Annotated in this window: 13 protein-coding genes; 4 read left to right on the top strand and 9 right to left on the bottom strand. The window is 46.1% G+C overall.

Features of this window, described 5'->3' with window-relative positions; genetic code table 11:
• Nucleotides 1-20: 20 nt before the first annotated feature.
• The 7 genes from PN462_RS15815 to PN462_RS15785 all read right to left on the bottom strand — a co-directional run bounded on the left by PN462_RS15815 (nucleotide 21) and on the right by PN462_RS15785 (nucleotide 4380).
• Nucleotides 21-164: a DUF6760 family protein gene (locus tag PN462_RS15815; protein WP_272129721.1), complete on the bottom strand. Its 144-nt coding sequence runs from the start codon at nucleotides 162-164 to the stop codon at nucleotides 21-23.
• Nucleotides 161-475, bottom strand: a complete 315-nt coding sequence (locus PN462_RS15810) for a phage tail assembly protein (RefSeq protein ID WP_272129719.1) — start codon at nucleotides 473-475, stop codon at nucleotides 161-163. Before PN462_RS15810 ends, PN462_RS15815 begins: the two co-directional genes overlap by 4 nt.
• Nucleotides 472-810, bottom strand: a complete 339-nt coding sequence (locus tag PN462_RS15805) for a phage tail assembly protein (protein WP_272129717.1) — start codon at nucleotides 808-810, stop codon at nucleotides 472-474. The genes PN462_RS15810 and PN462_RS15805 overlap by 4 nt, the downstream gene beginning before the upstream one ends.
• Before the next feature lie 119 nt (nucleotides 811-929).
• The gene (locus PN462_RS15800; RefSeq protein ID WP_272129715.1) at nucleotides 930-1421 is read right to left on the bottom strand and encodes a phage tail protein; all 492 of its coding nucleotides are present in this window, start codon (nucleotides 1419-1421) and stop codon (nucleotides 930-932) included.
• Between the two features lie 108 nt (nucleotides 1422-1529).
• The gene (locus tag PN462_RS15795; RefSeq protein WP_272129714.1) at nucleotides 1530-2003 is read right to left on the bottom strand and encodes a phage tail protein; all 474 of its coding nucleotides are present in this window, start codon (nucleotides 2001-2003) and stop codon (nucleotides 1530-1532) included.
• A gap of 51 nt (nucleotides 2004-2054) precedes the next feature.
• Nucleotides 2055-2528, bottom strand: coding sequence for a phage tail protein (locus PN462_RS15790; RefSeq protein ID WP_272129712.1), 474 nt, complete (start codon nucleotides 2526-2528; stop codon nucleotides 2055-2057).
• 103 nt (nucleotides 2529-2631) lie between these two features.
• The gene (locus PN462_RS15785; protein ID WP_272129710.1) at nucleotides 2632-4380 is read right to left on the bottom strand and encodes a phage tail sheath family protein; all 1749 of its coding nucleotides are present in this window, start codon (nucleotides 4378-4380) and stop codon (nucleotides 2632-2634) included.
• A gap of 391 nt (nucleotides 4381-4771) precedes the next feature.
• Here PN462_RS15785 and PN462_RS15780 point away from each other — a divergent pair, with 391 nt between their 5' ends.
• The 4 genes from PN462_RS15780 (at nucleotide 4772) to PN462_RS15765 (ending at nucleotide 9750) form a co-directional block, all read left to right on the top strand.
• Nucleotides 4772-6154 (top strand): sensor histidine kinase, encoded by a 1383-nt coding sequence (locus PN462_RS15780; protein WP_272129709.1) that lies wholly within the window; start codon nucleotides 4772-4774, stop codon nucleotides 6152-6154.
• Between the two features lie 192 nt (nucleotides 6155-6346).
• Nucleotides 6347-7018: a phosphate signaling complex protein PhoU gene (phoU, locus tag PN462_RS15775; protein ID WP_272129708.1), complete on the top strand. Its 672-nt coding sequence runs from the start codon at nucleotides 6347-6349 to the stop codon at nucleotides 7016-7018.
• Between the two features lie 207 nt (nucleotides 7019-7225).
• On the top strand, nucleotides 7226-9490 hold the full coding sequence (gene hypF / locus PN462_RS15770; protein ID WP_272129707.1) for a carbamoyltransferase HypF: 2265 nt from the start codon (nucleotides 7226-7228) through the stop codon (nucleotides 9488-9490).
• A gap of 23 nt (nucleotides 9491-9513) precedes the next feature.
• The gene (locus tag PN462_RS15765) at nucleotides 9514-9750 is read left to right on the top strand and encodes a HypC/HybG/HupF family hydrogenase formation chaperone (protein WP_272129705.1); all 237 of its coding nucleotides are present in this window, start codon (nucleotides 9514-9516) and stop codon (nucleotides 9748-9750) included.
• Between the two features lie 103 nt (nucleotides 9751-9853).
• Here PN462_RS15765 and amt read toward each other — a convergent pair whose 3' ends face one another.
• Together amt and PN462_RS15755 are read right to left on the bottom strand one after the other, a co-directional pair.
• Complete coding sequence (gene amt / locus PN462_RS15760) at nucleotides 9854-12508, bottom strand: ammonium transporter (RefSeq protein WP_272129703.1); 2655 nt, start codon at nucleotides 12506-12508, stop codon at nucleotides 9854-9856.
• Nucleotides 12509-12826: 318 nt separating this feature from the next.
• Nucleotides 12827-13578: hypothetical protein (locus PN462_RS15755; RefSeq protein WP_272129701.1), on the bottom strand; the 752-nt coding region annotated here is incomplete at its 5' end.

The following is a 13578-nucleotide window of genomic DNA, read 5'->3' as shown; positions in this document are numbered from 1 at the left end:
AGTTTCTCAAGTCCCTCCCCTCAATCCACCAACTGATTAATCTCCTCCACCCAGCGTAACCGTTCCTCATGGTCAAGAGACAAAATATCCGACCGGGCCCAGTGAAAATAGAACGCAATATAGGCTACCTCTTGGTATAACTCCTCCAAGGGGTAGCCCGTCATTCCCCCGATATAGACAACTCTCCCCCCATGCGATTAATTTCATTAAAAAAATCCTGCAAATAGGCCGAGTCCACCACAAACAACCCCTCCAACATCTCCGCAGACACTCCCGGCCCCTCTCCAAAGCGAACAATCGTCCGCGACAACATCACCAACACCCCATAAGACGGATTCGACAACACACGAGGATGTCTCTGGACAAACAACTCATCCTCCCCCGTAGCCAACCGCATCACCCCCTCTCGGACCACCTCCCCCGTCTCCATCACTAACCCCTTGGGTAACGTAAACGCAAACTGCTGATCACTCACGACTCCTCACCCCCCGCAGACTGACTCGGACTTTCCGTTTCCTCCTCCTCCAAATCATTAATCTTACGATAAAAATTTTGTAAATAATTCAAATCCGACGCAAATAATTCCTCAATCACCGAAGGCGAAACATCCTCAACCGCCCCCAAGCGAACAATCACCCGTGACAAAATAATCACCGTCGCATAAGCCGGATTCGCCTTCACTCTAGGGTCCCGCATCGGCACAATTTCATCCATCGCCCTCGCCAAGCGCATCATCCCCGTCCGATGCACATTCCCCTCTGCATCTAAATATCCTTTTGGTAACGTAAATTCAAACTCGGTTTGAATCATTTTTTGTTGTTTGTTATTTGTTCTTGGTTGTTTATTGGAGAAACCGGTTTTCTATCTAAAGTTATCGTGTTTAGCCTAAATTTTACACAGAAACCCGGTTTCTTAGCTTCAACTATCAACTATGTCTGTTTCTTCACTCGGTTAAACTCATCAACCGCCAACTCTAACTCCTCAAGCTCAAAATCGGCATTATTAGCACTTAAATCACTAATTGTATAACTAATCGGCCAAGCCCCTTTAAAGCGAAACCTCGCTTGTTCTCTAGACGCTTGATCATAAATCGTAATATCACCATCCCGGAACTTTTCACCCCACTTTCCATCCTCCACCATCTTAAACCATGTCCATAAAGACATAGAATTAGTTAACCCCCGTTTTAACGTAATATTCTCACTTTTCGTATTTCCTGGCATCTTCGTCCGCACCACTCGTCCCCGACTATTCCCCTTTTTTCCCCACTTCTGGGAAGTAACTTCCGCAATTTCAATTAACTCATGACTGCGTTTAAACCCTTGACATTCCATGAAAAACGCATCAATTTCTTGAGAACCATCTAACGATAACTCTAAATAAAACTTACTATTAATTAGAACTTCGGGTAATTTCGCCATAATAACTCCCCTTAAAAGGCTCTCAAATTACATCATTAATATTGAATAAAAATTAACAGGTAGGAACATTATATTAAACATTCCTACCGCATTATGTAGCTTTAAATCTTAGCTTACACGGGCTAAGTTTTCGTAAGCAAAATCTAAAGTTTCTTCATACAAAGCTGCATCTTCCGCCGATAACTGAGAGCCTTTATAACTCACCGGAAAGACTCCCGTTAAATTCCAGCGTGCGGCTTCTTCTCCCGCTTGGTTGTAGAGAACAATACTAGCAGACTTGCGTTCACCACCGCTTTCACTACCTCCCCCAACATACTCCGTCGAGTGAGACGCATAATACCAATCATACATAGATTTATCATCGGAAGTTCCCACAAAGGTAATCGTAATATTGGCATTACTCACCCCAGTTACAGTCGCTTGTACCGTACTTTTACCGCCTTTTGTTACCCCATAAGACATATCAGCCCCCGCAACCTCTAGGGTAGCACTAACCCCACTGACACTCTTAATAATTAAATCGGGATAACCATCAATTTCTACATAAAACTTAGAAGTTGCTAAAATTTCTCCGGCTGCCATAGTTCATCTCCTTTTGTGATGCTTAAATTAGCAGAATTAGTGGGATTAAAATTACTGCGTCCGTTTAATATCTTCACAAACCAATTCATAGGTTTCTTTCGCCAACTCACTCCCATCTGAAGCTAAATCAGAGAGAGAATAACTTTTTGGCCAAGCATTGGTAATTGTCCATTCAAGAACCACTTCATCCCCACTGTTATAAGCCGTTAATTTACCGCTTTTCCGATTTTCGCTCCATTTTCCATCGCCTCCCTCACTTTTCGGGGTACAGGCTTTAAACCAGTTGTACCAGTCCATATCACCTTCAACGAGATAGACTTCTAGGGAAAAGTCCGGGTTATCAGCAAACCCCGTCGAGGTACTTTGCCAGAGAGTTTTCCCATCTTTGGTAGTGGCAATGGGTTTTTCGTGGCCGCCGGTTTTCCCTTCAAAGGACATTTCACCGACACTGGCCACCATTTTTTCCGTCAGGCCATCGAATTCGATGTAAAACCGATTAGTTGGGATAGGATTAAGTTCTGCCATAGTTCGATTCTGCGTAGATTGAGAAAAAATGCGAAGGGGATAGAGGTCTCCCCCTGAAAACTCATCTTATTTCAGGAGGAATAACCATTTATTTTAGCTGACCTTAGCTACCGGGGGCCCATTGGCTAATGCGGAAGATCACAAACTCAGCCGGACGTACCGGACAGACTCCCACATCAATGTAAAGGCGACCCATCATCATGGTTTCGTTGGTATTTAACTCTCCGTCACATTTGACATAGAAAGACTCAGCCGGAGACCCGCCTTGCAGCGCACCTGCACGCCAGAGACCTTCTAAGAAGTTAGTGACCGTCCGAGTGACTCGGGCCCATAAGTCTTGGTCATTGGGTTCAAAGACCACCCATTGTGTGCCAATTTCAATGGATTTTTCCACGTAGCTCATTAAACGACGTACACTGATATACCGCCATTGAATATTGGTGGGGTCAACCAGCGTCCGTGCGCCCCAAATGAGGTAGCCTCGGTTATAGTTGGCAAAGTTGCGGACACAGTTAATGCCTTTGGGGTTAAGGAGTTCTTGTTCCCGCATATTGGTTTCATAGGCCAGTCCTAACACACCGCGAGGGGTTTCGTTAGCAGGGGCCTTGAAGATACCGCGAGACTCATCCACGCGACACCATACTCCCATCATGTGACCACAAGGGGGAACAAAAATGGGGCGGCCTGCATTAGCAGGGTTTGCCACTTTAATCCAAGGATAGTACAGCGCACCGAACATAGAGCGACGGTTAAAGGCCGTTAACCAAGCATCCACGTCTTGGGGTTTTTGCTGTTCTGGGGAAACCGGGTCATTACTCTTACCGGGTTTAACGGGGGGTGGGTCGATGACGGCCATGCGGTAAGGCGGCCCGGGGAAGGAGTTTTCGCACATACTGATCATCATTTCTACAACCCCGTGAACTTGGTCGAGGTCGAGAATACCCGTTTGATAGAGCAACATGAGGTCAGGGAAAGCCACCATGGCCACTTCATCTACCTCAAATAACCCTTGCATCCCTTTCTTGTCGTTGCGACTCCCAGCGATGTCCCGTGTGGCGTTGCTGACGGGGGAAATGTAGGGAGGTGGGGCAATTTCATAAACCCCGTTGGCGGGACGACGGGAGAGGGGAGACTGGCCGGTGATGGAAATGTCGTTGAGGGTGACATATTCCGAGTCCTCTAGGGCCGTCACCACGTAGTCTGCGACGGCGGTTTCTACGTCGGACTTCATGGTGAGATGGTCGTATTCTTCGAGGACGCTTTCCCCTAAGACGACAGAGAGTTTGAAGAACTGTCCATCGTCGATGGGGGGGTCTTCATCTTCACTTTCGGGGGGTTTGGGGGTACTTTCGGCAATAACCACGGTGAGGCGGTTATCGTTTAACCCGGCAGGGAGGGCGGGAACGCCATCGTCTGCGGCTTCAGGGAGTTTCAGGTTAAAGGCTAAGGCGGGTTTGCCTCCGGGGGTGAGGAATTTTGTTGCTACTTCTTCTTCCGGAGGGGCGGGAGACCCAGGGAGTTTGGTGCCGATACTTGTCACCCAGCACCGTCCTCCTCCGTTAATAAACCATCCTTGGACGGCGAAGGGGAGGTAGGGGTAGTAGGTGGTTTCTGTGCCGTCGTCTTCGACTTTTTTATATTCGGTGAACCCGTCTGAACCGGGTCTGCCGAAGTATTCGAGGTACTGTTCAAAGTTGGTGATCATGATGGGTTTGAACAGTTCGGCATCCCCTCTTACGTCTTCGGTGAAGCCGATAAAGCCCGCAACGCTAAGACTTACCCCTTCTATGGGGCGACTCCCTCGGTCAACTTCTTCGACATAGACCCCAGGAGCAAAATAATCCAATGCCATGAGTGGCTGTCCTCCATTATGTATAAAATGGGCAAGGGTGAAGAAGGCAAGGGTGGGTTTTGCCTTCTATTTGGGCAAACACGAGACTGTCCGATCTTCGGGCCCCCGGAAGGGGGGTCAGTGATGTGTTTGTGATTTTGATTTTTTTGTGAGTAATTTTGTTTTTTCGGTCTAGCTATTGTGTTCTAGCTTAATCATCAAGGGGATTTTGGGTTATTAGACTTTGGTCTAGAGAATGGGGAATGGGGAATGGGGAATGGTGACAAGTTAAGATAACCTGTCTTTGGGGAGATGGGGGAGATGGGGGGGAGGAAACAGGGAAGTGGTTCAACTCTCAACTCTCAACTCTCTTACGATAATAGTAAGAGAGGGGCGCAAGGAATATGGGAAAATGACCATTTTGGCATTTATTGTGGGACTGTTGGCTGGTTTGGGGTATGCCCTTATACAGCATTATCGGTTACAACGCCGGATTGAGAAGATTCTGGAGTTGTTGCCTGTTACGTTGAATGAGTCTTCCTCGCTTCCTGTGCTTTCCCGGTTACGTCGGGCGATTTCTTTGTTTAGTCAAGATCAAGCGGCGATCGCGGCTCAACTAGAAGAATGTCACCAGTTGATGGAGGCTGCTCCGGTTGGCTATTTGCAGGTGAATGGGTTGAATCAATTGCTCCAGTGTAATGCTTATGCTCGGCAGTTGTTGAAAATTCATCGCTGGCAACCGGAGCGGGTGCGGTTGTTGTTGGAGTTGGTGCGCTCTTATGAGTTGGATTGTTTGATTCAACAGACGCGCCATTGTCAGCAGTCGCAGGTGGAGGAGTGGGTATATCAGGCGACTTATTCGGCGACGGAGGCGGGGGAAGGGGATAGTCCACAACCGCCTAAACCTTATCAGGTGCATTTACGGGCTTCGTCTGTGCCTCTGGAGGAGGGGGCGGTGGGGATTTTTCTGGAGAATTTACAGCCGTTGGTGAAGGCGCAACAAGAGCGCGATCGCACTTTTTCTGATCTGGCCCACGAGTTGCGAACCCCCCTCACGTCGATTAATTTGGTGGCTGAGGCATTGTCGAGTCGTCTTGAACCACCGGAAAAAGGCTGGGTTGAGCAAATGCTGCACAATACCCAACGTTTAATTAATTTAATTCAAGATTGTCTCGAACTCAGTCACCTACAACACAATGCAACCCCCACTCTCCAAACTCAACTCCTTGATCTCCCGTCTCTCCTGTTTTCTGCCTGGGAAACCCTACAACCGATCGCGGAACAAAAACAAATCTCCCTGAGTTATCACGGCAGGGAGTCGCTGGAGGTGCGAGGGGATGCGGAACGTCTGGTGCGCGTCTTTCTCAATATTTTGGATAATAGTATTAAATATAGTCCCCCTCAAGGGGTCATTGTAGTCCAAGTTACAGTGGACTCAATTCCAGAGAATCATACTGATGAATCTGACTCTTGGATTACAATTGATATAGTGGACTCAGGAAAAGGTTTCCAAGACCAAGATTTAGATTATGTCTTTGATCGGCTTTATCGGGGTGATCCGTCTCGACAACAGCCGACTCAAACCCCTTTAACGGCTAAACCGACGACTCCAAATTTGCAAAGTGGCAGTGTGCAGAGTGGCAGTGTGCAGAGTGGCAGTGTGCAGAGTGGCAGTGGATTGGGTTTAGCGATCGCACAACAAATCATCCAAGCCCATCATGGCACAATTCAGGCTCAGAATTCACCGCAAACGGGAGGAGCATGGATACAAATAAAATTACCCGTTTTTCACTAAATCTTAACATTCAGTTGCTACTAATATTTATAGGTTGCTTCATAAAACCCAAACTCAATATATCACTGGTCAATATATCACTGGTCAATATATCACTGGATCGTAATTTATTCACAAGTGATTTTAATTACCGCAAACTTGATCTTTCCCCAAACCCGTCATTCTGCTTTTTACTAAACCCCATCTGTAACAATGACTATCTCAACTCAAAAGCTCTATGCCCATAGTACAACACAATTAGAACGGTCACTCCAGCGAATTGCGCAGGAAGTATTGCGTATGGGAACACTGGTTGAACAATCTTTTCGGTTATCCCATCAAGCCTTATTTGCTCAAGATGTTAGCGCGATTGAAAAAATTAATCTCTTAGAAAAGCAGATTGATCGCTATTATAAACAAATTGAGTTAGACTGCGCTAAAATTATAACATTACAACGGCCTGTTGCTCAAGATTTACGCTTATTAAGTGCATTTATGCACCTAGTTCGAGATTTAGAAAGAATTGGGGATTATGCCCAAGATTTAGCCGAATTATCCCTAAAATTACTGCCCTATCCTCCCCATTCTTCATTACCTGCGGTGGAAGAAATGTCGCATAATGCCCAAGGAATGTTAGCCACCAGTTTAGTTGCTTTAGCAGAGTTAGACGCAGAGGCAGGCCGAGAAGTGAAAAAAATGGATGATGCGGTAGATGATGCCTATGATTATTTATACCAAATATTTGCCGAAGCGAGAGATATTCAAGGGGGAATTGAACCCATTTTACTCTTAGTTTTAACGATTCGTCATTTAGAGCGCATGGCTGATCATGCCACAAATATTGGGCAGCGTGTCGCTTATATTGTCACTGGAAAACGGGGATAACAATTAGCAATTAATAATTAATAATTATAGCGATGTGCAAATCAGTGAAAAACACTTGCTCCCCCTCGCCAAAGGTGGGAGAGGGGGTTGAGGGAGAAACTAGGTTTCTATCTAAATTAGTAAAATTCACCTCAAAATCACCACAGAAACCCGGTTTCTTGCTACCATTACCAATTACCTATTACCCATCACCAATTACCCAAAAAAATGCCTCGTCTTAGCATTAAAATTCGCGGAATTGTACAAGGAGTAGGGTTTCGCCCTTTTATTTATAACCTCGCCACCGAATTAAACTTAACCGGGTGGGTGAATAACTCCTCTCAAGGGGTATTCATTGAAGCAGAAGGAGAGCAAACCACCCTCGACACCTTTATCACCCGCATTCAACAGGAAAACCCTCCCCATTCCCGCATTCAAACCCTCGAAACTCACTGGTTATCTCCCGTAGGTTATGAAACGTTTAACATTCGGGAAAGTACCACCGGAGAAAAAACTACCCTCGTTTTACCTGATCTTGCCACTTGTTCGGATTGTTTAGCAGAATTATTTGCTCCCAATAACCGTAGATATCACTATCCCTTCATTAACTGTACCCACTGTGGCCCCCGCTACTCCATTATTAAAGCATTGCCCTACGATCGCCCCCAAACTACTATGGCGCATTTTACCCTTTGTGAGCAATGTCAACAGGAGTACGAAAACCCCCGCAACCGTCGTTTTCATGCTCAACCCAATGCGTGCAAACAATGTGGCCCCCAGTTGCAGTTTTGGGAAACCACCGGAGAGGTGACAGAAACCCAATATGGGGCCCTATTAAAAACCGTCGCGGAGTTACGAGAGGGGAAAATTCTGGCCGTGAAAGGGTTAGGAGGGTTTCACCTGATGGTTATGGCAGAAAATGAGGAAGCAGTCAAACAGTTACGTCAGCGTAAACAACGCCCCGATAAACCGTTTGCGGTGATGTATCCTAGTTTAGAGGCAGTAAAAGCAGACTGTCTGGTGTCGGAGGGAGAAGCAGCATTACTGGAGTCTGCGGAAGCACCGATTGTTTTATTACGCAAACAACGAGATATCCCCGGAGTTGCACCACAAAATCCTAATTTGGGGGTAATGTTACCCTATACCCCGTTGCACCATCTGTTAATGGCCGAATTAGCTGTTCCGGTTGTCGCCACCAGTGGTAATTTTACAAATGAGCCAATTTGTATTGAGGAGCAAGAGGCATTAACCCGTTTACAGGGTATCGCGGATGGGTTTTTGGTGCATAATCGGCCTATTGTGCGGCCTGTGGATGACTCCATTGTGCGCGTTATGGGGGGGAAACCTGCGCTGATGCGTCGTGCTAGGGGATATGCTCCATTACCGCTTTCTGGGGCAAATAATGGGCAATCTGAGGCTATTTTAGCAGTGGGGGCCCATCTGAAAAATACGGTGGCGTTTGCGACTCCTGCTTCTCCTGACTCCCGCATTTTTCTCAGTCAACATATTGGAGACTTGGAAACCCCCCAAGCGTTTGCGGCCTTTGAGGAGACGATAGAGAGTTTTGGCCAACTGTATGAGTTACACCCGGAAGTTATTGCTTGTGATGCACATCCTGACTATCTTTCCACTCAATACGCGAAACAGTTAGGGGGGAAAATAATTCCGGTGCAGCATCATTTGGCCCATGTGTATGGGAGTTTGGGGGAGCATCATTTGTTAGACAAGACTGTGTTAGGGGTTGCGTGGGATGGCACGGGATACGGGTTAGATGGTACGGTTTGGGGAGGGGAGTTTTTGCGCGTTTCTGGGGCAAGTTGGGAGCGTGTGGCCCATTTACGACGGTTTCCTCTGGTGGGGGGCGATCGCGCCAGTAAAGAACCCCGACGCAGTGCGCTCGGCTTGTTGTATGCTAGGTTTGGGGAGGAACTCTGGGAGAAGGCAGCGTTACAACCTTTTTTAAATCCTTTTACTCCCCAAGAATTATCCTTATTACGTCAATCTTTGCAAAGAAATATTAACACGGTCTTGACATCGAGCGTCGGACGTGCTTTTGATGGCATAGCCTCTCTCCTCAATCTCTGTCAGCGTAGCAGTTTTGAGGGACAGGCTGCGATGGCGTTAGAATTTGTGATAGAGGGAGGAGTAGTCGATCGCTATCCCGTGGAAATTACGGAAACTACGCCGTTAGAAATTGACTGGAATCCTTGGTTAGCGGGCATTTTAGGGGATATTGCCCAAGGGATACCCTCTGGAGTTATTGCGGCAAAATTTCATAATAGTTTAATTGACAGTATTGCCGCGATCGCGCAAAAAATAGAGATAGACACGCTAATTTTAACCGGAGGTTGTTTTCAAAATCAATACCTCACCGAAACCACCATTCAAACCTTAAAACAACAAGGAATAACCCCCTATTGGAATACTCAAACTCCCCCTAATGATGGTAGCATCGCCCTAGGCCAAGCCATCTATGCTCAATTAAAGTCTTAAAAACCAATTACCCATTACCTAAAATGTGTCTAGCAGTCCCCGGAAAAATCGTTAAAATTCAAGGTGAAGACCCCCTCTATCGCACTGGAAAAGTCAGTTTTGGCGGTGTTTTAAAAGAAGTGAGTCTTGCTTATGTTCCTGATGTCCAAATTGACCAATATGTTATTGTTCATGCGGGTTTTGCCCTTACTGTGTTAGATGAAGAAGAAGCGCAAGAAACGCTCAATTATATTCAACAATGCGCCCCTGTGATGCAATGAACCACAAAGACACAAAGAACACAAAGCGTAAGAACACAAAGGATTTATGAATAGATAATTTGAGCAGAGTCTAGAAGAGTCTCGGTTGATCGCTGAATGCTTATCAGGGTTTCATATTCTCCATTTGTGGCTGAATTTCTTTATGATATCCATTGGATTCAATGTGCCGTTGATGGATGGGAATTTCCACAATAAACTCAGCCCCTTTCCCCGGTTCAGAATCACAGATCATCCGTCCTTTATGTCGTTCAACCACCACTTGATAACTAATAGATAATCCCAGTCCTGTGCCTTTCCCCACTTCTTTTGTCGTAAAAAAGGGATCAAATAACTTTTGCTTCGCTTCCGGTTTAATTCCCATACCATTATCGGCAATGTGAATGGCAAGCCAATTCTTATCTCTCACTTTGGTCTGAATGCGAATCGTGGGGTTTTCTGGGGGTTCAAAATGGCCGCGATCGTAAGATTCCTCTAACGCATCCACCGCATTCCCCAACAAATTCATAAACACCTGATTCAATTGTCCAGCATAACATTCAATGGGAGGCACATCCCCATAATGACGAATCACTTCAATGGCATAACTAGCTTTCTTTCTCCCCCGAATCGACTCTTTTAAGCGATTATGTAAAATCCGTAAGGTACTCTCTAACCCATCATGGATATCTACACTTTTCACTTCTGCCTCATCTAAGCGGGAAAAAGTGCGTAAAGACCGGACAATCTCTAAAATACGCTCTGACCCCGCCAAGAGAGAATCCTGTAACTTAGGTAAATCATCCTTGAGAAACTCTAACTCAATTTCCTCGATTTTCTCCTGTATAACCTCATCCGCTTTCGGTAATTTCTCCTGATATAAGGCAATTAAATCCAGTAAATCGTTAGTGTAATTTTTCGCATAGATTAAATTCCCGTAGATAAAATTCACCGGATTATTAATTTCATGGGCAACCCCGGCCACCATTTGCCCCAAACTAGACATTTTTTCACTTTGGATCAGTTGGGTTTGGGTGCGTCGTAACTCCTCTAGGGTGCGTTGCAGTTTCTCATTTTGGGCTTTGTGACGGAGGGATTCTTCGGCCTGTTTTCGTTCCGTAATGTCCCGAAAAGTCCCCGTATAAAACGAACGAGACCCCAAATCTGCTTTTGTGATGCACATTTCCACCGGAAACGTTGACCCGTCTGCCCGATACCCTGTAACCTCCGTTGCCCCTGAATCGAGGAGTTCGCTAAATAAACTTACTCGGTCTATAGTATTGGTCGGAGACCAACCAATTAACTTGGTGATAGGCATTTGTTTCAAGGTGTTGGGCGTATAGCCAAAAATCGCCTCGGCACTGGGATTGGCGGTTAAAATCTTTAAGGTGGAGGTGGAAAAGGTAATAATGGCATCACTGGCAGTGCGGACAATAGCATTATTATGACTCACCGCTTCTTCCATGGTTTCCATCACTTGGTTATAGCGTGCCGCAATTTGTCCCACCTCGGTGAAAGGATGGACGGGGACTCGCGCACTCAAATCTTGGCTGATGGACTGATATTCCATGACCTGTACAAGGTCATAGATTTCCGTTTTTGCCCCGTGTTCCGAGACATTTAACCCTTGTTCTTCTTCCTGGGGAGAAACCCGCAGGGTGACAAAACGGTTCAGTAACCCCAGAATGAGCCAAGTAGCACCAAAGGCCCAGAGAAAACCGACCCCAACTCCTAACCCTTGGACGAGAATTTGTTGGCCTTTACTTAACCCCGTCCCCAAGGTGTCAGGGTTGGCAAAGAGTCCTACGGCCAATGTTCCCCAGGCCCCGGCCCCCCCATGAACCGCCACCGCATCCACCGCATCATCCACACGCCAGTATTCTAAAAGATCAACACAGAGGATCATGATAGCAGCCCCAATGCTCCCAATAATGACGGCAATGGGAGTCTCAACAAGGTTACAAGAGGCCGTAATGCCCACTAACCCCGCCAGGGACCCATTAATTAATAATTCGACTTTCGGGAGACGGCGACGTTGCCAACCGATAACTCCGGCGGTGAGCATTCCGGCGACTCCCGCTAAGATAGTGTTAGCGATAATTTGGGGGACTTGCTCATTGATGGCGAAGGTACTGCCCCCATTGAAGCCTAACCAGCCAAACCAGAGTAACATTGTACCGAGGACGGAGAAAGGCAGGTTTGCCCCGTGGATTTCTTGGCTAGGTTCTCCTTTAGGGTAACGGCCCAGTCGGGCCCCAACGAGGGTTAAGGTGGCCAGAGCAATCCAACCGCCGATACTATGAACCACAGTAGAACCCGCAAAGTCCACAAACCCCAATTGGGCAAGCCACCCGGTCATATTGTCTAAGTTTACGCCATTCCAAGCCCAATGGCCGTAGAGGGGATAGATCAACCCCGACGCAATGGCAGTGATGATCAGATAGGCTTGAAACTTGAGTCGTTCGGCCACTGCACCGGAAACGATGGTGGTGGCCGTGGAACAGAACATCACCTGAAAGATAAAAAAGGCGGCCAGTTTCGGAGTTGAGTCAAAGTTGAGGAAAAATCCCGTTTGCCCCCATATCCCTAGTTGTGAAGCCCCAAACATCAGGGCATAGCCAAATGCCCAGAATAAGGCCACAGAAACACCAAAATCTGCTAAGTTTTTAACGGCGACATTGATGCTATTCTTTGACCGTGTTAGCCCTGACTCTAGGCACATAAAACCGGGTTGCATCAAAAAAACTAAGCCAGAGCAAACGAGAAGCCACAAAATATCCACGGTAAAATTTAAAAACTAGACTGTTATCTATTGAAGCACTTTTCCCTCCATTGTGTCGTCTAGAACACCTTGCTGTTGTTATCTTTTATACCGTTTGCCGGGAGTATCCTTTTTTTTGTGAGTAAAGAATTTTAATTAATTTTAAGGGCTTTTGAGCGGAGAATGGAGAATTGGCAATAGACAATGGATAATTGAAAATGGATGATTTTGAATTTGTTGGTTTGATCTATGGGGTATAATTTTTTATAAGAGATTGGCTGGGTTGATATTTTATAGGGGGATTGTAAGCTCTAAAGAGCTTACTACGAACTGTTTTTTTTATGAACGGTTGATTACTCGGTCTGTAATAATTCCAATTCCTCCAGATTCAACGGGGACAAAAATCACTTTGAAGGGTTTTTCTTCATTTTGAGTATAAAATGTATATTGTTGAATATCAGTAGAAAAAGGAATAGGACGGACATCAGCAAAAATTTCACTGGTGAGTAATTCCTGTTCGAGTTTTTCCACGATTTGGGATTTAATGGCTTGCGTGGATTCTGCGTTGGTCGCAGAAATTGTGCCTCGCCATTGAAAACTCTCTTGATCATTCGTCAGCTCAGTCAAGAGATTTCTTGCATCTTCGGTGACATCTTCAGCGTTTAATTCTTGTAAATTGAAGTCGTTATAAATGGACACTAATACGCTTTCAAAGAGTCTTTCTTCTGGGGATAATTCTTGTATATCTTGGAGGCGAGCAAGTTGGGTTTCAGAGATGGGTTTAGAGAGCAACATTAAAACCGTTTTGCCTTCGACGGCGAATAAATGCAGATAGCGACTTTTACTCCCCGGTTTTGCTATTTCAAAAATACTAAATTTGTCGTCCCCTTTGGTTAATTGAGGGTCTTGAAACCCTCGTTCGGGGAGTTGGGTTTTGTAAAAGTTGGTGACTTGGCCGAGTGCGTCTTGAGTCGCTTGGACATTTTCATTATTTTCTAAGTCTGAGGGGAGAAACCCGGATGGGGGGGTTGTTAATGCTTGTTCATAACGGGGAAAGTTGGCGAAGGGGTCTTCGTCAATGGGAGATGGGG

It is taken from the genome of Spirulina sp. CS-785/01 (assembly GCF_028330525.1).
Classification (GTDB): domain Bacteria; phylum Cyanobacteriota; class Cyanobacteriia; order Cyanobacteriales; family Spirulinaceae; genus JAQMSD01.
This window is presented reverse-complemented; position numbering and strand designations above follow the sequence as displayed.

Coding starts and splice junctions, on each gene's coding strand:
- PN462_RS15800 (WP_272129715.1), bottom strand. CDS start 1,421: ATGGCGAAATTACCCGAAGTTCTAATTAATAGTAAGTTTTATTTAGAG.
- PN462_RS15805 (WP_272129717.1), bottom strand. CDS start 810: ATGATTCAAACCGAGTTTGAATTTACGTTACCAAAAGGATATTTAGAT.
- PN462_RS15815 (WP_272129721.1), bottom strand. CDS start 164: ATGACGGGCTACCCCTTGGAGGAGTTATACCAAGAGGTAGCCTATATT.
- PN462_RS15785 (WP_272129710.1), bottom strand. CDS start 4,380: ATGGCATTGGATTATTTTGCTCCTGGGGTCTATGTCGAAGAAGTTGAC.
- hypF (WP_272129707.1), top strand. CDS start 7,226: ATGCCTCGTCTTAGCATTAAAATTCGCGGAATTGTACAAGGAGTAGGG.
- PN462_RS15790 (WP_272129712.1), bottom strand. CDS start 2,528: ATGGCAGAACTTAATCCTATCCCAACTAATCGGTTTTACATCGAATTC.
- PN462_RS15795 (WP_272129714.1), bottom strand. CDS start 2,003: ATGGCAGCCGGAGAAATTTTAGCAACTTCTAAGTTTTATGTAGAAATT.
- phoU (WP_272129708.1), top strand. CDS start 6,347: ATGACTATCTCAACTCAAAAGCTCTATGCCCATAGTACAACACAATTA.
- PN462_RS15780 (WP_272129709.1), top strand. CDS start 4,772: ATGACCATTTTGGCATTTATTGTGGGACTGTTGGCTGGTTTGGGGTAT.
- PN462_RS15765 (WP_272129705.1), top strand. CDS start 9,514: ATGTGTCTAGCAGTCCCCGGAAAAATCGTTAAAATTCAAGGTGAAGAC.